This is a genomic window from Achromobacter sp. ACM02 (assembly GCF_014851605.1).
GTDB lineage: Bacteria > Pseudomonadota > Gammaproteobacteria > Burkholderiales > Burkholderiaceae_B > Achromobacter > Achromobacter aegrifaciens.
Genome location: NZ_JACUZY010000003.1, coordinates 350,500 through 376,302, shown reverse-complemented (window position 1 = coordinate 376,302; position 25,803 = coordinate 350,500). Strand labels below are relative to the sequence as shown.

Genomic DNA, 25,803 nt, shown 5'->3' with positions numbered 1-25,803 from the left:
GAGCCTCCACTTGACCACTACCCTACTCCAGGCCTTGCTGGGCGGTATCGCCAGCGGCGCCGTCTACGGCCTGATCGCGCTGGGCCTGAGCCTGCAGTTCGGCGTCATGAAGATCATCAATTTCGCCCATGGCGCCTTCCTGATGATGTCCATGTACGTCTGCTTCGCGCTCACCAGCCACTTCGGCCTGCATCCGCTGGCCGCCATGCCACTCACGGCGGCCGCGCTGTTCGTCGTCGGCTATGCCTGCCAGCGCTGGCTGATCGACGGCATCTACCGCAAGGAAAGTTCGCGCGAGCCGATCGGCGTTCTGATCTTCACCACCGGCCTGTGGATCTTCCTGGACAACGCCTTCCTGGCGCTGGCCGGCCCCGACAGCCGGACCATCGACGCGCCTTGGGCCAACGAAGTCTGGATGCCCGGCGACCTGATCTTCACCTATCCGCAGATCGCCGGCCTGTTCTTCGCCTGCCTGATCACGGCGGCCCTGGTGCTGTTCCTGCGCCACACGCGCACAGGCCGCGCCATCCGCGCCACCGGACAGGACCGCGAAGCCGCCAGCGTGCTGGGCATAGACAGCGCCCGCGTCTACCGGCTGTCGTTCGCCATCGGCCTGCTGGTGCTGGGCGCGGCCGGCGCGCTGCTGCTGCCGCTCTATCCCGTCAACCCCTTCGTCGGCGACATCTTCGGCCTGCGCGCCTTCGTCATCGTCGTGCTGGGCGGCATCGGCTCGGTGGCAGGCGCGTTCTGGGGCGGCATCCTGGTTGGCGTGCTGGAATCGGTCGGCAGCCAGCTGATCCCCATCACCTATGCCGAGGCGCTCATCTTCCTGCTGTTTCTCGCCACCATGTATTTCCGGCCCAGCGGGCTGTTCGGCGTGGAGAACGAATGATGGCCAAGACCACAAAGACTTCGGCCGCCGGCATCGCCGCGCTGGGCCTGTTGGCGCTGCTGCCGCTGGCCAGCGGCAACCAGTACCTGCTGTCGGTTGGCGCCATGACGCTGCTGTACGCCTATCTGGCGCTGTCATGGAACATCCTGGGCGGCATCGCCGGCCAGCTCTCGCTGGGCCATGCCGCCTATTTCGGGCTGGGCGCCTATACCTCGACCTGGCTGTTCGTGAACCTGGGCATCAGTCCCTGGCTGGGCATGTGGGCCGGCGCCGTCGTGGCCATGGGCGCGGCGTTGATCGTGGGGCTGTCCTGCCTGCAATTGCGCGGCGCGTACTTCGCGCTGGCCACGATCGCCTCCTGCATGGTGCTCAAGACGCTGGTGGAAAACGCCGACACCCTGCTGGGCGGGCCGCGCGGCATGGAGGTCACGCTGCTGCGCGACGCTCCGCTGTACTTCCAGCATACCGGCAAGGCCTACTACTACATCGTGGCGCTGGCCTTCACCATCGCCGCGTTGCTGATCAACCGCCATGTATTGCGCAGCCGCTTCGGCTACTGCCTGACGGCCGTGCGCAACGACCAGGACGCGGCGATGGCGCTGGGCGTGCCGGTGCGGCGCTACAAGCTGACCGCAGCCATGCTGAGCGCGGCCATGACCGCGCTGGGCGGCACCTTCTATGCGCAGTTCGTCCTCTACATCAGCCCCGATAAGGTATTCGGCGCCAATCTCAGCGTCGTCATCGCCGTGGTCTGCATCATCGGCGGCCGCGGCACGCTTTGGGGCCCGGTGCTGGGCGCGCTGCTGCTGCTGCCTGGCGAAGAGCTGGCGCGCTCCCTGACCGGGGGCATGGTGGGGGCCGACATGATGCTGTATGGCCTTTTGCTGATGATCATCATCCGCTGGGAGCCGCGAGGACTGATGGCGATACTGTCCCGACGCGCCAAGGCGCCTGCGCGCGTGGCCGGCACGCCAGCCAAGACCGCCGGTCCCGCGATGGGGGGCACACAATGAACCTGCTCGAGTTCCATAATGTCAGCCGCAATTTCGGCGGCGTGCGAGCCTCCGACGAGGTCAGCTTCGCCGTCGGCGCCGACGAGATCGTCGGCCTGATCGGCCCCAACGGCGCCGGCAAGACCACGCTGTTCGCCATGGCATCCGGCTTCGTGCCGCCCAGCAGCGGCGACATCCGCTTCAATGGCAGCCGCATCAACGGCCAGGATCCGGCGCGCATCTGCGCCGCTGGACTCGCACGTACGTTCCAGATCGTGAAGCCATTCGGCGACATGACGGTACTGGAGAACGCCATGATCGGCGCCTTCCTGCGCCACCGCGCTCCAGCCCAGGCCGAGGAAGTCGCCCAGGCCGTGCTGGCGCGCGTCGGCCTGGCCGGACGCGAGCATCAGATCGCGCGCACTCTCACGCTGTCGGGCCGCAAGCGCCTGGAAGTCGCCAAGGCCTTGGCGACCCAGCCCCGCCTGCTGCTGCTGGACGAAGTGATGGCGGGCCTGACGCCGGTGGAGACCGAGGAAATGGTGGCGCTGATCCTTTCCCTGCGCTGCGACGGCATCAGCGTCCTGGTGATCGAACACAACATGAAGGCCATCATGCAACTATCCGACCGCATCGTCGTCATCCAGCAGGGGCGCAAGATCGCCGATGGCCTGCCGCAGCAGGTCGCCCGCGATCCGCAGGTGGTGCGCGCCTATCTCGGGGAGGCCGCGTGATGCTGGAGATCCGTCAACTGGACGCCGGCTACGGCGACGTGCAGGTGCTGCGCGCTGTGGACATGCACGTGGGCGAAGGCGAGATCGTCAGTCTGGTCGGCGCCAACGGCGCCGGCAAAAGCACGCTGATCCGCACCGTCATGGGCTCCCTGCCCGCGCTGGCCGGCGAGGTCCGCTTCCTGGGCGAGCGCATCAGCGGCCTGCCCGCGCACCTGGTGGCGCGCCTGGGCATGGCCCAGGTCATGGAAGGCCGCCGCCTGTTCGGCCACATGGACGTCGAGGACAACCTGCTGGTCGGCGCCGACGTACTGCGCGACAAGCGCCGCAGCCGCGACAACCTGGACTGGGTCTATCACCTGTTCCCGCGTCTGCGGGAACGGCGCCGCCAGCTGGCTCGCTCGTTCAGCGGCGGCGAGCAGCAGATGCTGGCCATCGGCCGCGCGCTGATGACCTCGCCCAAGCTCCTGCTGCTGGACGAACCGTCCATCGGACTGGCGCCCATCATGGTCAAGGACATCTTCGACAAGCTGCCGCTCATCAACGCGCGCGGCATCACCATCCTGCTGGTGGAGCAGGACGTGCACCGCTCGCTCAGCATGGCCGCGCGCGGCTATGTGCTGGAGCACGGTGAAATCGTCATGTCCGGGCCGGGCGCTGAACTCCTGGCCGATGAGGGGCTGCGCCGCGCCTACCTGGGAGTGTGATTACGGGGCAGCACGCGTCTGAGCCAAACGCGCGCCGCTCAGAACGTCACTTTCACCGAAGGCGCGCTGCGCTGCGCCTCGCCATGGAACACGGCCTCGATGTTGTTGCCGTCCGGATCCAGCACGAAAGCGCCGTAATACCCTGGATGGTAGTCCCGAAAGCCCGGCGCGCCATTGTCCGTGCCGCCATGGGCCAGCGCCGCCTTGTAGAAGGCAGCGACCATGGCCTGGTCCTGCGCCTGGAACGCAAGATGATGGCGTCCGGTCAACTGCCCCGCCGCAGCCTTGTTGTCGGGCGTGGAAACGAATAGCTCGTCCGCCCAGAAATAGCCGTCGCCCGTGCCGCCCATCGGCACTTTCAGCGCATCGAAGACTGCCTGATAGAACCGCTGGCTGGCTGCCAGGTCCCGCACCACCAGCTGGATGTGGTCGATCAGCCGGCCCCGATGGATTTCATTGGTCTGCATGTGGCGCTCCTGTTGAGAGGGGAGCTTTCGAATATACCGCCCGCCATGCGGCCCCGTCCGCGCCGGATCAAGCCAGATACGAAGCCACCTCGTCACGCGTGAGATAGCGCGTGAATGTCATGGACGGTTGCTGCGCTTCATGCATGGCGCCGTTGAACCCCGACCAATTGCGCTTCATGCCCTCGGCCGTTTCCAACGCGATGAGCACTCGCTTGCCGTGGCGGGACAGGTTGTGCCGCAACGCCGCCTCGCCCCAGGCGTAACGCATGGCGTTGACCAGCTCGCCGCCGGCGTAGGCATCAGCCTGCAACCACTGGAAGTCCGCGGTATCGCTGTCCTGGTCCGGTTCGCGCGCTGCGATCTCGCGCTTCACGCCCAAGGCCTGCGCGTGTTCGCCGATGATGATCTGCAACAGCGTGAAGGCGTGGAAGTTGTTGTTGACGGCATGCGCCCGCGCAATGAAGCCCGTCATGGAAGTCGGCAGCACCACTACCAACTCCTCCTCGTAGCCCAACTGCGAGGCCAGCCAAAGATAGTGCAGATGCTCGAAGGGCAGGCTGTCGTTGCTGGTGGCCATGGGATGCAGCAGCGCCATCAACTCCGCGTCGGACACCAGGGCGGCGTGATTGCGGCGGTCGCGCAAGACCATGGTCATCATCGGCAGCACCAGCAGGTCTGCCGCCTGATGCAAGGCTTCCACTTCCCAGCGCCTGTCCTCGGGTACGTCGGCCATCCGCGACCTGGCATCCTGCCAAGCCCGGCGGTCGGCCTCCTCCACCTCATCATCGTCGTCCTCGACCTCCTGCGCACAATACGGACTCAGGGTGCTCAGCCACTGCCGCAGCAAGTCCTGCAGGACGGGAAAGAGTATTGCCGGATCGGCGCCGTCTTCCACCAGCGAACCGCACATCAAGGCCACGGCAGCGGCGCGGCCCGGGTGCAGCGTAGGCAGCAGATCGGCGCAGGTCCGCAAGCAGACGTCCGCCTGCCCAGGTTTGCGGGCCTGGGCTAAAAAGGCGCCTACCTCGGGGCGCTGGAAGAACTGATCCAGCGGATCAAGATCGTCGGCGGTGGAGACGGGAGTACGAAGCGCGGCGGCGAATGTCGTGTCGGAAGCAGTCATGGAGATCAGCGAGCATGAAAGCGGCGGTGAGCGCCGCGCGGCAGCCCCGGAGTTTACTGAAGCGGCGCCGGACGCGTCAGCAGCGAGCATTCAAGGCAGAGCGAATACGGTGCGAAACATCCCGTCGCCAGAATCCGGAAGATAGTGATCGCATGCGCCGGACGCCAGGTATTGATTTTTCCCCGCGACCTGCGACAATGAAACCACGCATTTCATATTGGCCGACAGTCCGTTCCAGGTCCCTGACCATCACCGCGTCCTCCAGGGCGCGATCAAAGGAGCCCACGATGCCGCCCATAGTCCTTCCGGTGTTCGCGTAGCGAGCCGACTCTCTCCTTACAAAAAAGCAGTCCAGCCGCGGACTTTCCGCCACGGCGGCATATCGCCGTGCGGACTGACGCGCCGGCGTTGCAGTTGCAAGCCAGGCACCTCTCGCACGCGCGAACGCGGCCCGAAGGCGGATTGCGATTAACTTTCGCTGCCGGATGCCGTTAAAGAAGTGAAGACAGACATAGCCCCCCCTCCGTTTCCAGTCGCAAGGAGTCGCTGTCATGTCCAAGCTCCAATATCGCCTTTCCCTGCTTCTGCTGTGCGCGTCCAGCGTCCTGCCCGCAGCCCGCGCCGCGGATGGAACCATCTATTTCCACGGCGCCATCGTCGAGGCTGCGTCATGCACACCGCAGGTTCAATCCCGAAAAGCAACCGTCCGCGTGGAATGCGATGCTGAACGCGCCCGCGCCGCTGGCAAGCCCGCCGACCGCTACCGCGTAAGCGCCAATCGAGTGAAGGTCGACGTGCAGACCGTGCCGCTCAGGGCGCGCCACGCCGGGCAACAAGACGCCCAGGGCTACATCATCACGCTCGCCTACCTGTAGTCATCAATACGACAGTCCGGCGGCCAGGCGGGCCGCTGGATTGCCTGCGCCTGTCCGTCGAGGAAAAAAAGTATCAGGCGACACGGAAATTTTTCGTGAATGCCGGCTGCCAGTGCTTCAGGCAACCAACCGTGCCCCTTGCATCAAGCCGCGCTCAACGCCTTGGACAGCACCGTGAATATCCGCTCGTCCGTGGACTGCGCAACGTTGAACCGCAGGAAATCTCCCGCAGCCAGCGACTGGCTGAACGCATTTCCGGGAGCCACCAACACCCCTTCCTTCAGACACAGACGGGCCACCGTAGCCGCGTCCTTGCCCTCGGGCAGGCGGCACCACAGAAACATGCCCGCCCGGGGCGTCAGCCAGGGCTTGATGCCCAGCTTCAGCAACTTTGCGGCGGTCTTGTCCATCTGCTGCGCCAGGCGCAGCCGGGTCGACTCCATGTGGCGGCGGTAGCCGCTGCCCGTCAGCGTCCTGAAGATGATGTCGGCCGCCAGCCGGCTGCTGCCAAAGGTCGTGGCGACCTTCAGGTCGGTCAGGCTTTCCACCCAATCGGACCGCACGGCGATGTAGCCGCAACGCACCGACGCCGACACCGTCTTCGAGAAGCTGCCGATATGTATGACCCGCGACAGCCCGTCGAACGCAGCCAGCCGCGGCGCGGGCGTATTCTCGAAATCCGCGAAGATGTCGTCCTCGACGATCACCAGCTCGGAATCGTCCACCAGCTTCAGCAGACGGTGCGCGACCAAGGGCGACAAAGTCGCCCCCGTCGGATTGTGTATGCCGGAGTTCGTGATGTAGAGCCGCGGGGAATGCTCGCGCAGCGCCGCTTCGAACGCCGCGACATCCGGACCGTTCGGCGTGTACGGCACCCCCACCGCCTTGACGCGATGCGCCTTCAACAGCGCATGGAAGTTGAAATAGCAGGGATCGTCCACCAGCACCGTGTCCCCCGGTTCCAGCAGAAAGCGCAGGATCAGGTCGATGGACTGAGTCCCCGAATCGGTCAGCATGATCTGCTCGGGCCCTGCCTCTATCCCCATGCCCGCCATGCGCCGCGCCAACAGCTGCCTCAGGGGCGCATGGCCCAACGGCGTTCCATACTCGGTCAGTTCCGCGATTTCGGCGCGCGCCATGCCACGCATGGCGCTCCGCAACCCGTCTTCATACATCCAGCTGACCGGCAGCCAGCCGCAGCCCGGCCGCAAGCTATCCGCGTCCGCCGCCAGCGACTGACGCGATACCCACAGCGGGTCGACTTCCCGGTCCAGCTTCGGCCCCATCTCGGTCAGCGCCAGCGGCGCCACCTGCCCGGCCACATAGAACCCGGAGCCGGGGCGCGACACCAGCACGCCTTCCGCCGCCAGCCGCTCGTAGGCTTCCACCACTGTGGACACCGATACGTCCAGCGTCTTGGCTTGCACTCTTACCGAAGGCAGCCGGGAGCCAGGCAAGGCAGTGCGGGCCGCAATCCGCCCCTGGATCTCGCCCATGACCTGCTTGATGAGAGTGCCGCCGCGCGCCATGGGATTCTCCGCCGTACTGGCTTTCAATACATAACAGTTTCTTGAAATTGTACTGGATTGTGCTTGGACTGCGCGCGCAGGCCGTGCTGTACTGGAGCCCGGTATCAAGGAGCTACAGATGCAAAAGGCCACCAGCGGCTGGGTGAACGGTTTTATCGGCGTAGTAATCTTCGCGGGCTCCTTGCCCGCGACCCGGGTCGCCGTGGCGGACCTGGATCCCATTTTCCTGACCTGCGCGCGTGCCGCCATCGCGGGCCTGCTTGGCCTGGCCCTGCTGATGCTGCTGCGCCAACGCCGGCCTACCCTGTCCGACCTCCCCTCGCTAACGCTGACCGCACTGGGCGTGGTCGTCGGCTTCCCCCTGCTGACGGCGCTGGCCCTGCAGCACGTCACCTCGGCCCATTCCATCGTCTTCCTCGGCCTGCTGCCGCTCAGCACCGCGATCTTCGCCGTGATACGCGGCGGCGAACGCCCGCGTCCGCCGTTCTGGATGTTCTCCATCGTCGGCGCGGCTTGCGTCGCGGGCTATGCCGCCTGGGGCGGCCTGGAGGCCTCGCCCACCGGCGACCTGCTCATGCTCGCCTCCATCATCGTCTGCGGCCTGGGCTATGCCGAAGGCGCCAAGCTGTCCCGCAAGCTGGGCGGCTGGCAGGTCATCAGCTGGGCGCTGGTGCTGTCTCTGCCCCTCATGCTGCCCATCGCGCTGTTGACCATGCCGGCCTCGTTCGAGCACGTCGGCACGCCGGCGTGGATAGGCCTCGCCTACGTGTCGCTGTTCAGCATGCTTATCGGGTTCGTGTTCTGGTACCGCGGGCTGGCGCAGGGCGGAATTGCGGCGGTGGGGCAGTTGCAGTTGTTCCAGCCCTTCATGGGGCTGGGATTGGCTGCCGCGCTGCTGCATGAGCAGGTCAGCTGGACGATGCTGGTCGTGACGCTGGCGGCGGTGGTTTGCGTGGCGGGCGCCAAGCGCTATGCGTAGCAGGCGGCGCGCAAGCGCCGCCTGGCCTCTTTCAATGAAGCTGATCTGAACCCTGGGGCTGCAAGCCCGACAAGGCATTCCAATCAGGATCCTTGTACATGCGCAGTTGTATGGGATAGACCGGGTGCCCCGCCAGGCATGCGTTGAATGCATCCAGGAAGGCTTCGACGTCACGCGTGTAGTAACGCCATTCCTTGTGGTGATTTCCAGTCAGGCAAGCCACCTGCACCCCGATATCGGAATTCTCAAAGCCTTTCTCGATGGCCTCTTCAAAGCTATTGTGGCTCTGCTTGTCTTCGTCATTGGGCATGCCGGACTCGATGCCCTGGTACGGCCAAGAGATGATGACCAGGTTCTCATTGATCTCACGATCAGTCGCCGACGGCAAGCCGGTGCGAAAGCGAACGATGACCGTCAAACCTTCGACCTGTGCTTCACCCACTGCCCACAGATCGCCTGGGAAAATACTGCTCATTGAATCAATTCCTGTATAGACGCCGGACCAGAAGGTTCAGCGCTTGTTACTGAGAAAACCTTGTGTTCACGGTCGGCTCTACAACTGCACATGCTCGATGCGGTCCCGCCCGTTTTTCTTGGCTGCATATAGCTGCTGGTCGACGGCTTTGATGAAGCCAGCACGGTCGCTCTGTCCGTCTGGCACCGCCGTTCCGGCTCCAATGCTGACCGTGACGCGCCTGTCGTGCGGCGACAGCGCGTGCACGATAGCCTTTTTCTTGAGCAAGCGCTGGCAGCGTTCAGCGACTTTTCGCGCCACTCCGGCATCGGCTTCCGGCAGCAGCACGACAAACTCTTCGCCACCGTAGCGCGCAACGAGATCGCGAGGTCCATCCAGCGCCAAACTCAGGGTCTGGGCGATATCCACCAGACATTGGTCGCCTTGGGTGTGGCCATACAGATCGTTGTATTGCTTGAAAAAATCGACGTCGAACAACAGGATGGACAGCGGCTTTCGTTCGCTGCGCGCGCGCTCCCACTCCAATTCAAAACCGCTATCGAAGCGACGCCGGTTGGCAATATTCGTCAAACCGTCCTTGAAGGACAGCGCCTCCAGCTCCTTCTGCAAGGCCAGCAGCTTTTCCTCGGTCTTCTTGCGTTCGGTGATGTCGAACATGAAGCCGATCAGCGCTTCGACCTCGCCGCTGTCATTGCGCACTACGTGCACCACGTCCCGGATCCATACGTAGCCGTTTTCCTTGGTCAGCGCGCGGTAGTCCGCCTCGTGATCGACGCCGGCCTGGGATTGGGTGACGCAGAAATTCACCACATAGTCCCGATCCTCCGGGTGCATGCGCATGGCCCAGTCCTCCACGCTCACCCAGCTGTCGGCCTTCCAGCCCAGCAACGCCTCGATCTGCGGACCGATATAGGCGAATTGCTTCGTGGCCCAATCGATCTTCCAGGGAATTGCCTTGGTGGACTCGAGCAAGGTTCGGTACACCGCGTTGTCATCAAGAAGCGGGCTTTCGTTTGACATACCCTATCCATCCTCGATTCAAATGAACGGGCACTTTAGCGTGAATCCGTCGGCCGTGGCGTGTGCGTGATGAACGCCGAAAGGTAGCCGTATTAAAAAGGCCGCATTCGCGGCCTCTTTCAGAATCCCTCACGGCGCCAACACCTCGATAATCCGGCGCCCGATATATGCCGCATGCGTCTCGAGCGCAAAGTGCCCGGTATCCAGCAACTCGACCTGCGCTTCCGGATTGTCCCGCTTGAACGCCTCGGCGCCGGGCGGTATGAAGAACGGATCGTGGCGCCCCCAGATGGCGAGCGTCGGGATTTTCGCCGCGCGGAAGAACGCCTGGAAATCCGGATACCGCTTCAGATTGTTGGCGTAGTCCAGGAACAGATCGAGCTGGATTTCCTTGTTGCCAGGCCGCTCAAGCAAGGCGGCATCGAGCGTGTAGCTTTCCGGAGCCACGTCGTCCGGATTGGCGACGCCATGCACGTACTGCCACTTCGTTCCTTCCAGGTTCAGCACGGCATCCGCGATGACCTGCCGGTTGGCCGCGGTCGGCTCCGCCCAATAGGCGCGGACTGGCGCCCAGGCATCGCCCAGCCCTTCGAGATAAGCGTTGCCGTTCTGAGAGACCAGGCCGGTCACCCGCTCGGGGTGGGCAAGCGCCAGGCGCAGCCCGACAGGCGCGCCGTAGTCGAAAACGTACATCGCATAGCGTTTCAGGCCCAAGGCATCGACGAACGCGCCGAGCGACACGGCCAAGTCGTCAAACGTGTACCGGTAGCCGCGCTCCCCAGGTACTTCCGTGAAGCCGAAGCCGGGCAGATCCGGCGCAATCACGTGAAAACGCGTGGCCAGAATCGGGATCAGATTGCGGAACTGGTGCGAAGAACTGGGGAAACCATGCAGAAGCAGCAACACGGGCGCATCGGGGTTGCCCGCCGCGCGATAGAAGAAGTTCAGGCCGTCGGCTTGCAAACGGCGCGTTTGGATCTGGTTTTCTGGGGGGCTGGACATGACGATCTCCGTGGTCTGGGGCTGGATCAATAGCCGAATTCCTGCAGGCTGTGCGGGCCATTCTTACGCCTTTTTAGTAACCCGTCAAATTAAGTTTTAATGGTTACCTAAATAGTTCAAAGCTATGACATGGAGAGACTTATTCAAAAAAATCCGGCCAGGCGGCCGGATGGGTGGGCTAGCAAGCGCTCAGGAAGCAGCGTCCTGGGCTTCTCTCTGTCGAAATGCCGCCACCTTGTGGCGGTTACCGCAAAGCGACATGCTGCACCACCTGCGGCGATGAGAGCGAGTACGGTCGTAGAACCAGAGGGAACAGAGCGGGCTTTCGCATTTGCGCACCAGTTCGAAGTCCCCATGCACGAGCAAGTCCGCGGCGGCCTCTGCGGCGGGAAGCAGCCATTGATCGGGCGTGGCCGCTTCATAGCGACGGGCAAGGCTGGGCGCGCCCGCCACCACGGAAACCTCAAGATGGCTGCCTCCGGCGGCGAGCGCCCGGTTGAGCGGGCTGAGCTTGAGCGGCAACCCGGCCTTTCTCTGGGCGACCAATGCGCGCACCGTCTCGCGCAATGTCCTCGCGGATTCGAGCAGACCCTTCGGGGTCTTGCGCTGGGCGGGCGAAAAACCCAAGGCCTCCAGCCAGGCTCGCACATCGTCGTCTGATTGCAGGCGATCGCGAGGGCCATCGTCGGATTGCTCGACGGTGTTGATCAGATCTAACGCCGCGTGGTCGCCAAGCAGGCGGAATTCTGGCGTGGGGGTAGTGGTGGTCATGATGTTCTCCATCTTGAATGTAACCACTTAGTTTGCGACTATCAAGTTACGGAGGAAGAGCATCCCATCGGTCATCGCACAGTTTTCCGCCCGGACGATGAGCACCGTAAACTAGCCTTTCACGGATTCGGAAAGCCACATGTCCTTCATCCCGTTTTCGATCCCTCTCCCGGACCGCGCCCAGACCTGGCGCTTCATGCACAGCAGCCAGCGCTCGCAATTCGCAGGCGCGGATGAACGCGTCGTGCTCTACGACGCCCCACAGCAAGAGACGGTCCTGGCATCGATCGAAGACGTACATCTATGGGCGCCGCCGGGTGACCCGCTGCACGAACTGCCCGGACTCCTCGCCCGGCTGCCGGCGCTGGCGCACCTGTCCATCGGCCCCGGCGCGGTCGCGGGCAGCGTTCTGACGGGATTGCGCGCAGACATGCTCCCTGCCAGCCTGCGCCATCTTTCCATCCATCCCGAGCCTGGCACGTACACCTGGCAGGCCGGCCCGCTGCCCAGGCTGGAGGCGCTGACAGTGGGCGCCACGTTGCGGTTCGAGCCGGAAGACTTTCCGGCGTTGATTTCCTTGTCCATGGTCCCAGACCGGCGCGGCATGCTGCTGGACCGCGCCTTGAGCCTGCCGCTCAAGGAACTGAACCTTTGGAACGTGCCGTTCGATTCGTCGATATTCGACCGCATTGCGGGACTGCCGCTGTTGGCGCTGGGCTTGCTGGCGGGCCGTGGTTTGAAGACGCTGTCCGGCATCGAGCAACTGACAGGATTGCGCTCTTTGCGCCTGAAGAACCTTGGTGCGCTGGAGAAGATCGGTCCGATCAGCGCCCTTGAAAACCTGGAACGGTTGGACATTCAGTACTGCAAACGGATTGCGGATATCGGCGTGCTGGACATGCTGACCCGATTGCGGGAGCTGACGCTGGTCGGCTGCGGCGATGTGGGATTGGGCGAGTTGGCACAGACCTTGAAGGCGCGCTTGCCGCGCGCGAACATCGCGGCGACGCGATAGCCATGGCGGACCCGATGAGCATCTTGCACGAACGTTTCCTGGGCTTGCTTGCCGCGCGCGGCTGGACGGTGCTACGCGCGACGCCCATGGCTGCACCGGCTGACGCCTCGGAACACGCAGCGTTCCTGTCCTTGTACACGCAACTGAGCAGCGCGGACGATACGCGCTGGTTCCTGAGCGCGGCCGACTATGCCGGAACCGCCGACAGCGCCTTCGGGTGGGACGCCTTTTGCGACATCAGCCTGGAAGCCGCCATCAGCGATGCCGACCGGCACGCCGTCGAGACCTTCTGGGCGCGCCATGTGCCGATCTTCATGAGCGTGGACGGTGATTACGAGTTTCTCGCGATCGACCGGATTTCGGGAAGGATCGTGCATGGCGTCGAGCCCGAGTTCGAGGCGGTCAGCGAGGTGGCCAGCGGTCTTGGCGACCTCTTCGAGCAGATGATTGCGGATGGCGAGGCGGCTGCGTTGCTGGGCTGCTCCGACTGGCCAACACAAGCCCCTGCGACTCAAGGAAAGGGCGAAGCGTAGAACGCAGACCGAATTTCATTGTTTTTTCCTATTTCAACACGGGCTGAAAATAACTATTCCAGTGAAACTATCGTTGACACTTTCACTGAAAATGCTATTTTTAGCAGACGATGAAAATGCACAATCCAGTGAAAATCGATGATCAAGCTGCGAGTACCCTCCGATCGCTGTTGGAGGAAATACCCGCCGTCGAGAGCCTGGAGGTCACTCTCGTCCCTCGGAATCCAAGCTCAGCAATCGAGCTCGCCGCCCAACTGACGACATTCGGCAATCGGCACAAGCTGGTCGCGACGGTACTGCCCAGCGGACAACCGCGGCACGCGCGCCTGGCCGTACTTTCGTTGCGTGAATACGTGGGACGGCAGTCCGATCACGTTACGCCCATATTGATTGCGCCTTATCTGTCGCCGCAGGTTCAGGAGTTGTGCCGCGAGTTCGGCGTGGCGCACCTCGATTTCGAAGGGAATGCTCGGCTTGCCTTCGCTACCATCTTTATCTCACGGCAGGTAGCCAAGAAGCCGGTGATAGAACGGCGGGGACTGCGGTCGCTGTTCAAACCGAAATCAGTCCAGATACTCAAAGTCATGCTGCGCAAGTCCTCCCGCGGTTGGCGGGTTGCCGAATTGGCGCAAGCCGCGGACGTCAGCCTGGGGCACGTCAGCAATGTGCGCAATAGCCTGCTGGATCGCGAATGGGCGAAGCTGGGCCCCGAGGGAATGTTCCTGTCTAGGCCCGACGCACTTGTGGACGCCTGGCGTGAAGCCTACGAATCTCCGGCCGGTCAACGGCTGACTTTCTATACCACTTTGCACGGAACGGCGTTTGATGCGGCGCTGCACGATGGGTCACCCGGCGCGACAAGCCAGATCGCACGCGCTTCGTTCACTGCAGCCCGCTGGCTGGCGCCGTTTGTACGGACTGGCACACACTATTTCTATGCTGATGCTGCAGGCCTTGAACTCCTGCGATCACGACTCAAGCTCGAAACCGCCGGCAAGGGAGAAAACCTGGTGGTGACCGTACTGGACGATCCGGGGCTGTTCCGTGACACTGTGCAACCGGCGCCCGGCGTGGTCTGCACCAGCCCAATCCAGACCTATCTGGACCTCAGCGTGGCAGGCGAACGCGGACAGGAGGCCGCCGATCACCTGCGACGGGAAAGGCTCCAATGGCACGAATGACGCGTGGCGAGGCACAGTTAGCGAGCGAGTACGACGACCGCACAACGGCGGCAGTCAAATCCGTCCTTATCGAAATCGGACAGATCCTTGGAAGCTTCAAGGGACGTTTTGCCGTCGTAGGCGGCGCCGTGCCATGGCTGCTGCTGGGCAATGAAGACATGCCCCACGTCGGCACCCTGGATGTGGACCTGGGTTTGGATGCCGAAGCGCTGGGCGATGGTCAGTACGCGCACCTGGTCGAATCGCTGTTGAGCCAAGGGTATGCACAGCGCAAGGAACTCAGGCGATTCCAACTGGTGCGACAGATCCAGGCGGACGACGGCGGTCCTGCCATTGATGTAGTGATTGACTTTCTCATGCCCAGGCAAGCCGAGATCGTGAGGAACTCGCCTGCGCTGATCAGCGAATTCGCGGTACAGCGCGCCGATGGAACGGATCTCGCGCTACGGTTCTACCAAATGGTCGCTATCGCTGGATCGATGCCTAACGGCGGAACTAACCGCGTTGAAGTCGCCGTCTGCTCCATCCCGGCGCTACTCGCAATGAAAGGCCACGCCATCCAAGGCCGCTACAAGCAAAAGGACGCCTACGACATCTATTACTGTATCCGCAACTATGCCGGTGGCGCCGAGGTGCTGGCGGACGATTGCCTCCCTCTGCTGCAGCATGAATCCGGCGTCAAAGGCTACACCTACATCGCAGCCAAGTTCGATACCGTCGATGGCTTCGGACCAACTTGTGTGCGTCGGTTTGTCGAGGACGCGAATGTGTTGGGAGAACGAACCGCGGATCAATGGCAGCAGGATGCCTTCGGGCAAGTGGACGCTTGGCTGCGGGCTTTGGGACTGCGGACTCAATAGCAGGTTCAAATCTCGCAAACGCTCACCACATCGCCCGAAAACCGAAATTTCTTCCATCAACGCAGTCGCCTCGCGGCCTTGGATGCTCTCTCAGATGCTTCGCTCACTCTCCGCCCCCAGCCATTCATACCTCACCGCGCTGACGCTTTCCATGCTATTGCTGACCGCAGCCCAGGCCCATGCCGCGCCCCGCACCGTCTACACCGGAACACTGCAAGGCGCCGGCGACATCGTGCTGGAGCTGGACACAGAAGCGGCTGCCGACGGCACCTTGACCGGCCGTTATTTCTACGCCAGGCACGGCGTGGATATTCCGCTGCAAGGCACGGCCAAGGAGCTCTTCGAACCGAAGCCCCGCCAGGAAGGCAAGCCGGCGGATCAGGCCGCAAGCTGGCAAGGCACGCGCGACGCAAACGGCTTCCGCGGTATCTGGACTGACGCCGGCAACGGCAAGCAGCTACGCTTCGACCTGAAGCGGGTCGCGCAGTACGACACCGGGCAGCTGGAAAAGGACCGCAAGCTGGCCCGCGCCAGTCAAGTCAATCTCGGCGACATCGATGTCCAGGCAGGCATCAACGCCACGCGCGCGCCCTACGAGACGCTGAAACTGACCGGATACGCCCAGCCGGTCGGCAAGGAGATCGGCGACGGCGCCGTGGCCTATCGCATGTGGCGCGACCCGCGCACCAAGTTCAGCTATCCCCGGCTGAGCCGGCATCCCGATGCGCAGGTCCTGCAGCGCACGAACACTCTGCTGGAACAGCGTCATTGGCAGAAGAGCCTGGGCGCGCTGGGTTGCATGGCATCGGCCTACACCAGCGACAATCCCGGCGCGGGCACGCTGGGCGGGTTCGATGAAGAAGAAGTGCACGTCACCTGGCTGTCGCGCGCGCTGATGACGGTGACCGAATCGGGCAGCCTGGACTGCGGCGGGGCCCATCCGTACAACCATTTCGAACCCTATACCTACGATCTGCTGCGCGGCGAGTACCTGGACTGGAATCGCGTGTTCGACGCCTATGTGCCGGGCAAGCGCAGCTTCGGCGGCGAAAAAAGCCCTGCCCTGCTCGCGCTGGTGCAACAAGCGGTCAAGGCGGGAACAACGGTCCAACAATCCGATGATCATCCCAATCTGGAAGACTGCGCGGACCTCTGGCCCGACTATCTGGCGCTGGGCGTCCAGGCGCCCGGCGCGCTGAGCCTGTCCGTGTCCGGGGTCGGGCACTCGGCGGGCGCCTGCCTGGGCACGCATGCCAGCGTGCCGTTCACAGCGCTGGCGCCTTATCTGAAGCCGGGCGGAAAGGAGTATCTGGCCACCGACTGAGTGGGGCGGCAAAATCGTGCGCCAGTGCAACAGGCGGGCATTGCGATACCATCTTCGCCTTTCCGCAACCGATAGGATTCCGCGCCATGGCACTGCACTGCTCATCATTCATCGCAACCAGCCTGGACGGCTACATCTCCCGCGAGGACGGCGGCCTGGACTGGCTGGACAGCGCCAACCAGACCGTGCCTGCCGGCGAGGACTGTGGCTATGGCGCGTACATGAAGACCGTGGATGCGTTGGTGATGGGCCGCGCGACGTTCGAGAAGGTCGCCTCGTTTCCGGAATGGCCTTACGGCGACATGCCGGTCTACGTGCTGAGCCGCAGCATGACCAGCCTGCCTGCAAGCGCGCCCGCTTCGGTCCGGTTGCATGGCGGTTCACTGGAGGAATTACTGGAACACGCCGGCGCGGACGGCTGCAAGAGCCTGTACATAGACGGCGGCAAGACGGTGCAGTCCTTTATCCAGGCGGGCTTGCTGAACGACATCACCATCACGGTGATCCCGGTGTTGATCGGCGGCGGGCGCCGCCTGTTCGGTGAATTGGCGGCGGACGTCGCCCTGCGGCATGCAGCGACCGTGGCCTATCCCTTCGGCTTCGTGCAAAGCCGCTACGCGTTGGAATACGGCGCGTAGTCGGCGATGTCCGCCAGCGGCCAGTATTCGCCTGCGAGCCGTTCCCGTGGGAACGAGGTGATGTCGGCAGTGCTCAAGCCCACGCTATCGACAGAAATGATCTGCGCCGCAAGGCGGCGGTAGCCCGCGCGGAAATGGTTGGCGCCCTTGATGGCGATCAGCTTGTATGCGGTCACGTCGATGCCATGCAGGAAGAATGGCTCCTCGTCGTAGATCTGTTCGGCGCGCGAGGCGACAATCACGTCCACGCCCTGGATGACCAGGCGGCACATGGCGCCGAGGTCGAAGCGCACGCCTTCGAACATCGAGCCCGCGCGATTGACGAAGCGGCCGTCGGTGATGGCTTTCACATAGGCATGCACCCGCAGCGGCTGCCCCTGGAAGCGGCCCTGCTTGGCGCCCAGCGACACGCTGATGGTCGCGCCGACGCCGGCCTGGCGGGCCTGCTCGACGACGGACGCATCGTTGATGGAAGCGAAACAGCAGGTTCCGGCCACGGGTTTGGCGTCCAGGATGGCGCGCAACAGGTAGGTGCCGTCGCCGGGCGTGCCGCCGCCGGGGTTGTCCGCGTACTCGTTGACGACGACGGGACCGTGCGAGGCGGCCAGCGCCATGGCGACGCCCTGCTCCGGGCTTGGCAGTGACGGCCGGAACGCTTCGCGGTGCGACCAGATCCATTGCGCGACTTCATTCGCGCAGCGCTCTGCCAGCGCCTGATCGCCCGCCGTGGTGCAGACCACGGCCGGGCAAGGCGCGGCGATATCCGCAAGGGGAAAGCCGTGGAACCACGAACAGTCGATGACACCCGGCAGCGCGGCCAGCTTGGCGCATACGGCATTGACCTCGGCGGGAATGAAGCCTTCCTGCGTCGTGACGATGTAGGGCAGCATGGGCAAGAGGCGCATGGCGGTTGCCGACTTGAGGCGGCCGCCGATGATCTCGAGCAACAGCGCCACCGCCTCGACCGCTCGGTCGTGAAAGTCAGTATGCGGATACAGCTTGCAAGGCAAGGTCAGATCGCAAGCCTGCCGCATGGCCTCGGTCATGTTGCCATGGAGGTCATAGACAGCGGCAATCGGGACATCGGCGCCAACCAGCTGGCGGACCGCCAGGCACAGATCGCCTTCGATGTCCTCGATGCCATCGGCGACGCCCGCGCCATGCAGCGCCAGCAACACTCCGTCGACAGGCAGAGCGGCGCGGATACCGTCCAGGATTCTGCGTTTCATTTCGGCGTAGGCCTGGGCCTCGATCGTGCCCGAGGGCGTGGCCTGACCGACGAAGGTGTAGCTCAGTTCGGCGCCCGTCTGCCTGGCGCCTTCGATGAAACCGCCGACCTGGTGATTCGATTTGTCGAAGGCTTGCAGTATCTCGTCCCCGCCGTACTGCTCGAACGCGCGCAACGGCGTCTGGCCGGCGACCTCGGCGGCATAAGTATTGGTTTCATGGATCAGGCCGGCGACGGCAAGTCGCGGCGCGGCATCTTTAACGTTTTCCATGGCGTATTCCTTGCCTTCAGCGATTGACTTTCTTGGGGTCGAAGCTCAGCGCAATCAAGGCGCTGACCAGGAGCGAACCCGCGATGATGTAGATGGCTGGCGCGGTGCTGTGATAGATGTCGCGGATCCAGCCGATCAGGTAGGGGCTGACGAAGCCGCCCAGATTGGCCAGGCTGTTGATGATGCCGATCGACGCAGCCGCGGTGGCTCCGCCCAGGAAGGCGGTGGGCAGCGTCCACATGATGGGAGAAAAGCTGATGATGCCGGCGGCGGCCACCGACAACGAGATGACGGCCAGCGTCAGGTTGGTGCCGCCGGACACGCTGGCGACCAGCCCCGCCGCGCCGAGCACCAGGATGAAGACCAGGTGCCAGCGGCGTTCGCGGCGCAGGTCCGAACTGCGCCCGACCAGGACCATCGCCACCATGGCGACCAGATACGGAATGGCGCTCAGCAGGCCGATGCGCAAGCCGCCCTCGGCGCCGGCATCCTTGATCAGCGTGGGCAGATAAAAGCCCAGCGTGTACAGCGCCATCATCGCCGGAAAGGTCATGGCGACGATCTTCCAGATGCGCGCGTCGCGCAGCGCCTGCAGCAGCGGCATGTGCTCGCGGCCCGCGTTGTCGGCAGCGATGTCCCGCTCGATCAGCTGGCGTTGTTCCGGCGTGAGCCACGCGGCATCCTGTACGCGGTTGGTCAGGATCAGCAGCACGCCGATGGCCAGCGGAATGGTGGGCAGCGCTTCCAACACGAACAGCCATTGCCAGCCGGGGTGTCCGCCGACCAGATGGAATCGTTCCATGATCCAGCCCGACAGCGGGTTGCCGATAAGACCGGCCACCGGTATACCGGCCTGGAAAATGGCCGTCATCTTGGCGCGGCGGCGGTTGGGAAACCAATAGGTCAGGTAAAGGATCACGCCAGGGTAGAACCCGGCCTCGGCCACGCCCAGCAGAAAGCGCACCGTGTAGAACTGCCAGGGCGCGGTGACGAAGGCCATGATGCCGGACAGGATGCCCCAGGAGATCATGATCCGCGCGATCCACAGGCGCGCGCCCACGCGGTGCATGATCAGGTTGCTGGGCACCTCGAACAACATGTAGCCGATGAAGAACAATCCTGCGCCCAGGCCATAGGCAGCCTCACTGAACTGCAGGTCGGCCAGCATGTTCAGCTTGGCGATGCCGATGTTGATGCGGTCCAGGTACGCGACCACATAGCAGAGCATCAGAAAGGGAATGAACCGCAGCGCGACCTTTCTGTAGGTCGCGTCTTCAAAGGCTTGCTGGTCCGGGCGCGCTGCGCGGCCGGCGGGGAGGGTTGCACTTCCGCTCACGGGTTTTCTCCTTGGTATGTCGTTTTTTGGGTGCTGCGGCTTATGCCGCGCGGCGCTGGCTGAGTTGCCTGGCGTGCGCCTGGAAGCCGCGCAGCGCTTCGGGGGGCACCAGCGAACCGCCGGTGGCCCAGATGACATGAGTGGCTGCGGACATATCGATGCCCGACGCATAGACCTGCCCCGCGGCAGAGTCCAGCCAGCCAGGCCCCGAGACCGCGGCCGCGGCCGACGGCTCGACCTCGACGCCCAGGGTGTCTTTCAGCGCCAGCAGGTTCAGGTAGAGCTCGTCATCCGACACGGTGAAGACGCCGCCTAACTGGGGCCTCATCAGCGACGCCACCAGTTCGGAAGCCTGGCCCACGGCCAGGCCATCGGCCTCGGTGCGGTTGTCCAGGCCGATGTCGTAGACCGACACGGGGGAATCCGCGCCCGATGCCAGCTGCACCAGAAAACACGGCGACGCGACGGGTTCGGCGAAGAAGCAATGCACGTTGGGGCCGAACAGCGCCTTCAGGCCATGGCTGATGCCGCCCGGCGCGCCGCCGACGCCGCAGGGGATGTACACGAACAGAGGGTGTGCCGCATCGACCACGCGCCCTGCTTCAGCCAGTTGCCGCGCCAGTCCGCGGGCCGCTGCGGCATAGCCGAAGAACAGCAGCTCGGATTGCTCATCGTCGACGAAATGGCTGCGGGGCGCGGCCAGCGCCTGCGCCCGCCCGGCCGCGACGGCCTCGGCATAGTCGCCGGCATGCTCCACCACGCGCACGCCACGTTTGCGCAAGCGGTCCTTCTTCCATTCCTTGGCATCGGCGGACATATGCACCACGGCATCGAATCCCAGCGCGGCGGCCATGACGCCGATGCTCATGCCCAGGTTGCCGGTGCTGCCCACGGTCACGGCATACTGGCTGAACAAGGCGCGAGCCTGCGGCGTCGCCATGATGCGCCTGTCCGTCGCCTCATCCTTGAGCAGGCCGTGCTCCAACGCGATCGACTCGGCAATGGCCAGCACTTCGTGAAAGCCACCGCGCGCCTTGATGGACCCGGCGACTGGCAGTTCGTCATCGCGCTTGAGATACCAGCTGTCCGACACCTCCCCGGCGCCCAACGCCTGCTGCAAGGCTTTGGCGGGCATCAGCCGGGACTCGATATGCCCGCCCGCGGCGGCAAGCTCGGGAAACAGCGCGGCCAGCAGCGGCGCGCAACGCGCCAGGCGGTTTTCGGCCTCATCGATCAGGGCCAGGGACGGCGCGGAGCCGGGCAAGAGCCCTCCCCTAGCCGGGTTGAGCCATAGCAAAGGCGTTCTTGATTGAAGATTTTCTAATAGCTGAGGATCGAAATTGGCGGTCATCATGGACTTGCGGGTTGATGGTTCGTCGCAAATCGTAGATGCCGAAGGCATGCAAGAATAGCGATCATTTCTAATTCAGCCATTAGTGTGACTTATGTCTGCCCATTTCGACTCGACACTCCTGGGAGCCCTGCGGTGTTTTGACATGGCCGGCCGCCATCTCAGCTTCACCAGGGCGGCGTCGGCCATGAACCTCACGCAAAGCGCGGTGAGCCAGCAGATCCGGCAGTTGGAGGACCGCCTGGGCTACCTGTTGTTTGTCCGCCAGCAACGCGGCCTGAAGTTCACGCCCAAGGGCGAATCGCTGTACACGACGGTCAGCCGTGCGCTTGGCGACATTCAGCAGGAAATCGAGCGGCTGGGCTTGCCGGCGTCCGCGCTGCAGGTCAATTGCCTGCCGTCGTTCGCGCTGCAATGGCTGATGCCGCGCCTGACGGAATTCCATCGCTTGCAGCCGGAGGTATCAGTGCGGCTGAAGGCGGAGTTCCAACTGCTGGACCGCAAGCTGATGGAGGAAGAAGACATAGACCTCGCCATCCGCTATGACCCGGCGCACTACAGCCACCTGCAAGCGGACGCCCTGCTGGACGAATACTTGCTGGTGGTCGCAACGCCCGAATACCTGGCCGCGCACCCCGCGTTTAGCACCGGCAAATCGCTCGACGGCGTCGAATTCCTGCACGACGCCTCTCCTTGGGTCGGCGCCGCGGAGTTCATCGAGTGGCGCACCTGGATGCAAGCGCATCGGCCGGGGTGGATCCGCCACCTGGACGGGCCGCAGTTCAATCTGGCCAGCCTGGCCATTGGCGCCGCGCTGAATCACCAGGGCGTGGCTATCGGGCGCAGCGCGATGGTCTACGACGAACTGCGCAGCGGACGGTTGGTAGACGTGTTCGGCAAGCACGTGCCCGCGCCGGCGCGCTATGTGCTGCTGTCGCGCCGGCCTGAAGAGCGGCGCACCCGGATCTTTTCCGAGTGGTTGAAATCCGAGTGCCGCAACTTCGACAGCGCGCGTTCGGCCTTGATCGGGGGTACTCGCGGATAAGCATCATCCGCGGAGCCGACGAGCACCGCCTTCCCATGCGGCGTCAAGCCGCTGCTGCGCTCAGATGCTCATAAAGTATTGCCGCGCCTATACCGACCAGCGCGACTCCACCCAGGATCTCGGCCCGCTTCCCGGCGACGCTGCCCAGCACGCGTCCGAGCATCACGCCTATCGTCACCATCAGCGTCGTGGCCAAGCCGATGGCGATGGCCGCCACCACGATGTTCACATCCACGAACGCCAGGCCCACGCCGACCGCCATGGCGTCGATGCTGGTGGCCAGGCCCGTAGCGGCCAGCAGCCAGAAGGAATGCCGGGTGACGGGCGCGGCGTCCTCGTCCTCTTCCTTGAGGCCGTTGCGTATCATCAGCAAACCCAGAATACAGAGCATCGCGAACGCGATCCAATGGTCCCAGGCGATCACATACTTTGCCGCGACCGAGCCCAGTCCCCAACCTATCACCGGCGTGATGGCTTCGATCACGCCGAAGATCAGCCCTGTGCGCAGGGCTTCCGGAAATCGGGGCTTGTGGAGCGCGGCGCCTTTGCTGATGGCCGCGGCGAACGCGTCCGTGGACATGGCGAACGCGAGAACGATGATGGCGATGGGATTCATTGGAGTGGGGATCCTGCTGGGCGGAAACGGCACGGATCCTCCGCGCCGCCCGGCATCGCGCGAAAAATCCGTGGTCTCGCCAAGCATGGATGCCGCTTGCGCCATGGCCGAGGAAGCCAAGAATGTTGACGCAAGCCCCTGCGGAACTGGCCGCAGGGAGGCTACTCCCCAAAGAGTGAAACCAGTCTAGCAGAGCCTGCTGACCGGCGTGTTACAGCGCTATTCCCCGCGTATTCCCGCCTTCGCGATCACCTCTTTCCAGCCCTTGGCCTCCCTGTCCACCCATGCCTGTGCCCGCGCCTTGCCTGCGAACGGCCCGCGCATGCCCAGCACGGCCATGCTCTGCTGGAACTCCGGCATGGCGTAGACCTTGGCCAGCGCGTCTTCCCAGACCTGCGCGACCTCCTTGGGCGTGCCCTTGGGCGCCATGACCAGGAAGGCGAACGACACGTCATAGTCTTTCAAGCCAGCCACGCCCGACTGCGCCGCCGTGGGGACTTCAGGCAGGTCGGCGTCGCGTTCCTTGCCCGACACCGCCAAGGCCTTCAGCTTGCCTGCCCGTACATGCGGCAGGACGCCGGGCGTGGCAAGAAAGGCGGCCTGTATCTGATCGCCCAGCAGCGCGTTCACGGCAGGCGCGTTGCCGCGATATGGCACATGCGCGACTTCCATGCCAGCCGCGAGACGGAGCTTTTCGAAGGCCAGGTTGCCGGGACTGCCGTAGCCGGCTGAGGCATAGGTGATGCGATTGGCCTTGGCGTAGCGCAGGAATTCGTCCAGCGTATTGATGCCGAGTTCGGGGCGCACCGCCAGCGCCAGGCCGAAGGAGCCGGCCAGGCTCAGCGGTTCCAGCCGCTGGGTGACGTCCTTGTCCAAGCCCTTGAAAATGTATGGGTTGACGGTCATGAGCGTGTCCAGCGTCATCAGCAGCGTGTAGCCGTCGGGCGCGGCCTGGGCCACGGACTGGGCGCCGATGTTGCCGGACGCGCCAGAGCGGTTTTCGACGACGATGGTCTGGCCCAGGATCTTGCCGGCATGCTGCGCGATGGCGCGGGCTTCCAGGTCCAGCGGGCCCGCGGGCGGGAAGTTGACGATGAGGCGCACGGGACGCGACGGATAGTCGGACGCCACCGCGACCGAGGTTGCGGCCACGAGCAGCGCCGTACAGAGCAACAAGGACTTGATCATGCTTTTCTCCTGGATGGCGCCAACCCGCAGGCAGGCGCCGTGGCGGCGGAATCAGGCGATGGCGGTGGGATGCGGGCTGGTCTCGGCGTGCCGGATCATGCTGCGCGACAGTTCCAGCAGCAGTTCTGCGCGCAACGCGCCGGCGGCGGGGTCGTCCCACAGGTTGCGCAGTTCGTGGGGGTCTTCTTGTAGATCGTAGAGTTCGCCCCAGGCGGCATCGGCATAGACGCTGAGCCTGTGGCGCGGCGTCTGCAAGGTACGCATGCGGGTGCGGCCGGGAAAGCCGAACATGGTGCGCTGGCCCTCTTCCTCGATCAGCACCGCGTCGCGCACGCGCTCGGTCTCGCCCGACATGAGCGGCAGCAACGATGCGCCCTGCATGCCGTTGTAGGCAGGCAGGCCCGCACGCGCCAGCACGGTAGCGGGGATGTCGGCGGTGGAACACAGCGCCTGGCTGCGCGCAGCGGCGGGCGCCGCCTGCGGATCGCGCCAGATGAAGGGCGTGCGGATCAGGCTCTGATAATGGATCGGCCCCTTGAGCAGCAGTTGGTGGTCGCCGAAGTAGTCGCCATGATCGCTGGTGAAGATGACGATGGTGTTGTGGTCCAGCCCGGTCGCGCGCAGCGCCCGCATGACGCGGCCGATGGTGGCGTCGATATGGCTGATGGAGCCGTAGTTCAGCGCGATGGCCTCGCGCGCCTCGCGCTCGGTGCAGGCAAAGATGGCGGGCGTGTGCTTGACGGCCTTGCCCTGATTGCGCTGCTGGTGCATCCAGGCTACGTGAGGCGGCGGCTGGTGGCCCGGCGCGGCGCTGGCGTGGAACGACCCGGGCAAGGTCACGTCTTCCGGGCGGTACATGTCCCAGTACTTGCCGTGAGGCGTGAAAGGATGATGCGGATCGGGAAACGAGCACTGGATGAAGAAGGGCTTGCCGTTAGCCGCGTTGTCGCGCAACTGCGCGATGGTCTGGTCGCCGATGTAGGCGGTGGTGGAGCATTCTTCCGGCACGCGGGTGCGCCAGGCCTGATGATGCTCTGTCAGCACATAGCCGGGCGCGGGCAGGGCATGCTCGGGCCCCCACAGGCGCCGCGCCTCGGGATGTTCGCGGGCCAGCCAGCGCTCGTAATGGCCCCAGACCTGGTCGCCGTGATCCACAGCCAGCGCCACGCGCTCGAAGCCGTAGAACGGCGTCTGCAGATCATGCCCAGGATCCGTGCGCCACAGCGGGCCCCATTCCTGATCGTAGTTGCCGGGCTCGACGGTCCAGGCCTCGCCGTGCGCGCCGTCGCTCGCCGGCGGCCAGACGGCGGGCTTGCCGGTCATGTTCTGCAAGTGCGACTTGCCGATCAATGCGGTGGAATAGCCCGCGCCGCGCAAGCGGTCGACGAACGTGGTGGCGCGCTGCGACAGCGGAATTCCGTTGTGGCGCACGCCATGCACCGAGGGCATGCGGCCCGTCATCAGGGTGGCGCGGTTGGGCATGCAGATGGGCGACGCCACATAGAAGCGGTCCGCCGACCACCCCTGCCCCGCCAACGCGTCCAGCTCCGGCGTGCGCAGCATGGGGTTGCCATAGCTGCCCAGATGGTCCGCGCGCTGCTGATCCGTGATGAATAGCAGGAAATTCGGCTGCATCGTGTCTCCTCGCCGCCAG

Annotated in this window: 26 protein-coding genes and 1 riboswitch; of the genes, 13 read left to right on the top strand and 13 right to left on the bottom strand. The window is 64.3% G+C overall.

Going from position 1 to position 25,803, the window contains the following annotated elements:
- Positions 1–10 precede the first annotated feature (10 nt).
- Genes IB258_RS10655 through IB258_RS10640 form a run of 4 tightly spaced genes read left to right on the top strand, consistent with a single transcriptional unit; the run spans position 11 to position 3,322 of the window.
- The gene (locus IB258_RS10655; protein ID WP_054450355.1) at positions 11–892 is read left to right on the top strand and encodes a branched-chain amino acid ABC transporter permease; all 882 of its coding nucleotides are present in this window, start codon (positions 11–13) and stop codon (positions 890–892) included.
- Positions 892–1,905, top strand: coding sequence for a branched-chain amino acid ABC transporter permease (locus IB258_RS10650; protein WP_175181192.1), 1,014 nt, complete (start codon positions 892–894; stop codon positions 1,903–1,905). The genes IB258_RS10655 and IB258_RS10650 overlap by 1 nt, the downstream gene beginning before the upstream one ends.
- Positions 1,902–2,618: an ABC transporter ATP-binding protein gene (locus tag IB258_RS10645; RefSeq protein WP_175181191.1), complete on the top strand. Its 717-nt coding sequence runs from the start codon at positions 1,902–1,904 to the stop codon at positions 2,616–2,618. Before IB258_RS10650 ends, IB258_RS10645 begins: the two co-directional genes overlap by 4 nt.
- Positions 2,618–3,322: an ABC transporter ATP-binding protein gene (locus tag IB258_RS10640; protein WP_192352563.1), complete on the top strand. Its 705-nt coding sequence runs from the start codon at positions 2,618–2,620 to the stop codon at positions 3,320–3,322. The genes IB258_RS10645 and IB258_RS10640 overlap by 1 nt, the downstream gene beginning before the upstream one ends.
- A gap of 38 nt (positions 3,323–3,360) precedes the next feature.
- Here the strand turns inward: IB258_RS10640 and IB258_RS10635 are convergent, their stop codons facing one another.
- Together IB258_RS10635 and IB258_RS10630 are read right to left on the bottom strand one after the other, a co-directional pair.
- Complete coding sequence (locus IB258_RS10635; RefSeq protein ID WP_054450349.1) at positions 3,361–3,789, bottom strand: VOC family protein; 429 nt, start codon at positions 3,787–3,789, stop codon at positions 3,361–3,363.
- Between the two features lie 67 nt (positions 3,790–3,856).
- Positions 3,857–4,912 (bottom strand): hypothetical protein, encoded by a 1,056-nt coding sequence (locus IB258_RS10630; RefSeq protein ID WP_192352562.1) that lies wholly within the window; start codon positions 4,910–4,912, stop codon positions 3,857–3,859.
- A 551-nt stretch (positions 4,913–5,463) separates the two neighbouring features.
- On the opposite strand from IB258_RS10630, the gene IB258_RS10625 reads away from it, so the two are divergent.
- Positions 5,464–5,787 carry a hypothetical protein gene (locus IB258_RS10625; protein WP_054450347.1) on the top strand — a complete coding sequence of 108 codons (324 nt, stop codon included), beginning with the start codon at positions 5,464–5,466 and terminating at the stop codon, positions 5,785–5,787.
- Positions 5,788–5,930: 143 nt separating this feature from the next.
- On the opposite strand, the gene IB258_RS10620 is transcribed toward IB258_RS10625, so the two are convergent.
- Positions 5,931–7,316, bottom strand: coding sequence for a PLP-dependent aminotransferase family protein (locus IB258_RS10620; RefSeq protein ID WP_054450345.1), 1,386 nt, complete (start codon positions 7,314–7,316; stop codon positions 5,931–5,933).
- 118 nt (positions 7,317–7,434) lie between these two features.
- Between IB258_RS10620 and IB258_RS10615 the strand changes: the two genes are divergently transcribed.
- A complete protein-coding gene (locus IB258_RS10615; RefSeq protein WP_119449015.1) occupies positions 7,435–8,295 on the top strand; it encodes a DMT family transporter in 861 nt (286 codons plus the stop codon).
- A 31-nt stretch (positions 8,296–8,326) separates the two neighbouring features.
- Here IB258_RS10615 and IB258_RS10610 read toward each other — a convergent pair whose 3' ends face one another.
- From IB258_RS10610 to IB258_RS10595, 4 genes are all read right to left on the bottom strand, one after another.
- Positions 8,327–8,770, bottom strand: a complete 444-nt coding sequence (locus IB258_RS10610; protein ID WP_119449014.1) for a DUF695 domain-containing protein — start codon at positions 8,768–8,770, stop codon at positions 8,327–8,329.
- A 78-nt stretch (positions 8,771–8,848) separates the two neighbouring features.
- Positions 8,849–9,790 (bottom strand): sensor domain-containing diguanylate cyclase, encoded by a 942-nt coding sequence (locus IB258_RS10605; RefSeq protein ID WP_125472439.1) that lies wholly within the window; start codon positions 9,788–9,790, stop codon positions 8,849–8,851.
- A 129-nt stretch (positions 9,791–9,919) separates the two neighbouring features.
- On the bottom strand, positions 9,920–10,792 hold the full coding sequence (locus IB258_RS10600; RefSeq protein ID WP_054451303.1) for an alpha/beta fold hydrolase: 873 nt from the start codon (positions 10,790–10,792) through the stop codon (positions 9,920–9,922).
- 189 nt (positions 10,793–10,981) lie between these two features.
- Positions 10,982–11,563, bottom strand: a complete 582-nt coding sequence (locus tag IB258_RS10595) for an ABATE domain-containing protein (protein ID WP_054451302.1) — start codon at positions 11,561–11,563, stop codon at positions 10,982–10,984.
- Between the two features lie 139 nt (positions 11,564–11,702).
- Here IB258_RS10595 and IB258_RS10590 point away from each other — a divergent pair, with 139 nt between their 5' ends.
- From IB258_RS10590 to IB258_RS10565, 6 genes are all read left to right on the top strand, one after another.
- Positions 11,703–12,578 carry a leucine-rich repeat domain-containing protein gene (locus IB258_RS10590; protein ID WP_192352561.1) on the top strand — a complete coding sequence of 292 codons (876 nt, stop codon included), beginning with the start codon at positions 11,703–11,705 and terminating at the stop codon, positions 12,576–12,578.
- A 14-nt stretch (positions 12,579–12,592) separates the two neighbouring features.
- Positions 12,593–13,111 carry a hypothetical protein gene (locus IB258_RS10585; protein ID WP_225590353.1) on the top strand — a complete coding sequence of 173 codons (519 nt, stop codon included), beginning with the start codon at positions 12,593–12,595 and terminating at the stop codon, positions 13,109–13,111.
- Positions 13,112–13,221: 110 nt separating this feature from the next.
- Complete coding sequence (locus tag IB258_RS10580; protein WP_125472435.1) at positions 13,222–14,292, top strand: type IV toxin-antitoxin system AbiEi family antitoxin; 1,071 nt, start codon at positions 13,222–13,224, stop codon at positions 14,290–14,292.
- A complete protein-coding gene (locus IB258_RS10575) occupies positions 14,280–15,152 on the top strand; it encodes a nucleotidyl transferase AbiEii/AbiGii toxin family protein (protein WP_125472434.1) in 873 nt (290 codons plus the stop codon). The genes IB258_RS10580 and IB258_RS10575 overlap by 13 nt, the downstream gene beginning before the upstream one ends.
- 94 nt (positions 15,153–15,246) lie before the next feature.
- Positions 15,247–16,476 carry a hypothetical protein gene (locus tag IB258_RS10570; RefSeq protein WP_192352559.1) on the top strand — a complete coding sequence of 410 codons (1,230 nt, stop codon included), beginning with the start codon at positions 15,247–15,249 and terminating at the stop codon, positions 16,474–16,476.
- Positions 16,477–16,562: 86 nt separating this feature from the next.
- Positions 16,563–17,114 carry a dihydrofolate reductase family protein gene (locus IB258_RS10565; RefSeq protein ID WP_192352558.1) on the top strand — a complete coding sequence of 184 codons (552 nt, stop codon included), beginning with the start codon at positions 16,563–16,565 and terminating at the stop codon, positions 17,112–17,114.
- On the opposite strand, the gene IB258_RS10560 is transcribed toward IB258_RS10565, so the two are convergent.
- The 3 genes from IB258_RS10560 to IB258_RS10550 are packed head-to-tail and all read right to left on the bottom strand — an operon-like array spanning position 17,090 to position 21,303.
- On the bottom strand, positions 17,090–18,613 hold the full coding sequence (locus IB258_RS10560) for a M81 family metallopeptidase (protein WP_192352557.1): 1,524 nt from the start codon (positions 18,611–18,613) through the stop codon (positions 17,090–17,092). The genes IB258_RS10565 and IB258_RS10560 overlap by 25 nt on opposite strands.
- A gap of 16 nt (positions 18,614–18,629) precedes the next feature.
- A complete protein-coding gene (locus tag IB258_RS10555) occupies positions 18,630–19,949 on the bottom strand; it encodes an MFS transporter (protein ID WP_192352556.1) in 1,320 nt (439 codons plus the stop codon).
- A 40-nt stretch (positions 19,950–19,989) separates the two neighbouring features.
- Positions 19,990–21,303 carry a D-serine ammonia-lyase gene (locus tag IB258_RS10550; RefSeq protein WP_192352555.1) on the bottom strand — a complete coding sequence of 438 codons (1,314 nt, stop codon included), beginning with the start codon at positions 21,301–21,303 and terminating at the stop codon, positions 19,990–19,992.
- Positions 21,304–21,394: 91 nt separating this feature from the next.
- Between IB258_RS10550 and IB258_RS10545 the strand changes: the two genes are divergently transcribed.
- Positions 21,395–22,345 (top strand): LysR substrate-binding domain-containing protein, encoded by a 951-nt coding sequence (locus tag IB258_RS10545; RefSeq protein WP_192352554.1) that lies wholly within the window; start codon positions 21,395–21,397, stop codon positions 22,343–22,345.
- 43 nt (positions 22,346–22,388) lie between these two features.
- Here IB258_RS10545 and mntP read toward each other — a convergent pair whose 3' ends face one another.
- The 3 genes from mntP to IB258_RS10530 all read right to left on the bottom strand — a co-directional run bounded on the left by mntP (position 22,389) and on the right by IB258_RS10530 (position 25,784).
- Positions 22,389–22,961 carry a manganese efflux pump MntP gene (mntP, locus tag IB258_RS10540; RefSeq protein ID WP_192352553.1) on the bottom strand — a complete coding sequence of 191 codons (573 nt, stop codon included), beginning with the start codon at positions 22,959–22,961 and terminating at the stop codon, positions 22,389–22,391.
- Between the two features lie 7 nt (positions 22,962–22,968).
- A riboswitch (yybP-ykoY riboswitch) is annotated at positions 22,969–23,143 on the bottom strand.
- A 37-nt stretch (positions 23,144–23,180) separates the two neighbouring features.
- Entirely contained in the window at positions 23,181–24,149 is a 969-nt protein-coding gene (locus tag IB258_RS10535) for a tripartite tricarboxylate transporter substrate binding protein (RefSeq protein ID WP_054450312.1), read from the bottom strand.
- A 51-nt stretch (positions 24,150–24,200) separates the two neighbouring features.
- Positions 24,201–25,784, bottom strand: a complete 1,584-nt coding sequence (locus IB258_RS10530) for a sulfatase (protein ID WP_192352552.1) — start codon at positions 25,782–25,784, stop codon at positions 24,201–24,203.
- Positions 25,785–25,803 lie beyond the last annotated feature (19 nt).

Bases quoted from the DNA above. Each gene is read 5' to 3' on its own strand.
- IB258_RS10590 (WP_192352561.1), top strand. From the start codon at position 11,703: ATGTCCTTCATCCCGTTTTCGATCCCTCTCCCGGACCGCGCCCAGACC.
- IB258_RS10630 (WP_192352562.1), bottom strand. From the start codon at position 4,912: ATGACTGCTTCCGACACGACATTCGCCGCCGCGCTTCGTACTCCCGTC.
- IB258_RS10570 (WP_192352559.1), top strand. From the start codon at position 15,247: ATGCTTCGCTCACTCTCCGCCCCCAGCCATTCATACCTCACCGCGCTG.
- IB258_RS10625 (WP_054450347.1), top strand. From the start codon at position 5,464: ATGTCCAAGCTCCAATATCGCCTTTCCCTGCTTCTGCTGTGCGCGTCC.
- IB258_RS10640 (WP_192352563.1), top strand. From the start codon at position 2,618: ATGCTGGAGATCCGTCAACTGGACGCCGGCTACGGCGACGTGCAGGTG.
- IB258_RS10580 (WP_125472435.1), top strand. From the start codon at position 13,222: ATGAAAATGCACAATCCAGTGAAAATCGATGATCAAGCTGCGAGTACC.
- IB258_RS10600 (WP_054451303.1), bottom strand. From the start codon at position 10,792: ATGTCCAGCCCCCCAGAAAACCAGATCCAAACGCGCCGTTTGCAAGCC.
- IB258_RS10635 (WP_054450349.1), bottom strand. From the start codon at position 3,789: ATGCAGACCAATGAAATCCATCGGGGCCGGCTGATCGACCACATCCAG.
- IB258_RS10615 (WP_119449015.1), top strand. From the start codon at position 7,435: ATGCAAAAGGCCACCAGCGGCTGGGTGAACGGTTTTATCGGCGTAGTA.
- IB258_RS10530 (WP_192352552.1), bottom strand. From the start codon at position 25,784: ATGCAGCCGAATTTCCTGCTATTCATCACGGATCAGCAGCGCGCGGAC.
- IB258_RS10650 (WP_175181192.1), top strand. From the start codon at position 892: ATGGCCAAGACCACAAAGACTTCGGCCGCCGGCATCGCCGCGCTGGGC.
- IB258_RS10545 (WP_192352554.1), top strand. From the start codon at position 21,395: ATGTCTGCCCATTTCGACTCGACACTCCTGGGAGCCCTGCGGTGTTTT.
- IB258_RS10550 (WP_192352555.1), bottom strand. From the start codon at position 21,303: ATGATGACCGCCAATTTCGATCCTCAGCTATTAGAAAATCTTCAATCA.
- IB258_RS10565 (WP_192352558.1), top strand. From the start codon at position 16,563: ATGGCACTGCACTGCTCATCATTCATCGCAACCAGCCTGGACGGCTAC.
- IB258_RS10575 (WP_125472434.1), top strand. From the start codon at position 14,280: ATGGCACGAATGACGCGTGGCGAGGCACAGTTAGCGAGCGAGTACGAC.
- IB258_RS10605 (WP_125472439.1), bottom strand. From the start codon at position 9,790: ATGTCAAACGAAAGCCCGCTTCTTGATGACAACGCGGTGTACCGAACC.
- IB258_RS10595 (WP_054451302.1), bottom strand. From the start codon at position 11,563: ATGACCACCACTACCCCCACGCCAGAATTCCGCCTGCTTGGCGACCAC.
- mntP (WP_192352553.1), bottom strand. From the start codon at position 22,961: ATGAATCCCATCGCCATCATCGTTCTCGCGTTCGCCATGTCCACGGAC.
- IB258_RS10560 (WP_192352557.1), bottom strand. From the start codon at position 18,613: ATGGAAAACGTTAAAGATGCCGCGCCGCGACTTGCCGTCGCCGGCCTG.
- IB258_RS10645 (WP_175181191.1), top strand. From the start codon at position 1,902: ATGAACCTGCTCGAGTTCCATAATGTCAGCCGCAATTTCGGCGGCGTG.
- IB258_RS10620 (WP_054450345.1), bottom strand. From the start codon at position 7,316: ATGGCGCGCGGCGGCACTCTCATCAAGCAGGTCATGGGCGAGATCCAG.
- IB258_RS10535 (WP_054450312.1), bottom strand. From the start codon at position 24,149: ATGATCAAGTCCTTGTTGCTCTGTACGGCGCTGCTCGTGGCCGCAACC.
- IB258_RS10585 (WP_225590353.1), top strand. From the start codon at position 12,593: ATGAGCATCTTGCACGAACGTTTCCTGGGCTTGCTTGCCGCGCGCGGC.
- IB258_RS10610 (WP_119449014.1), bottom strand. From the start codon at position 8,770: ATGAGCAGTATTTTCCCAGGCGATCTGTGGGCAGTGGGTGAAGCACAG.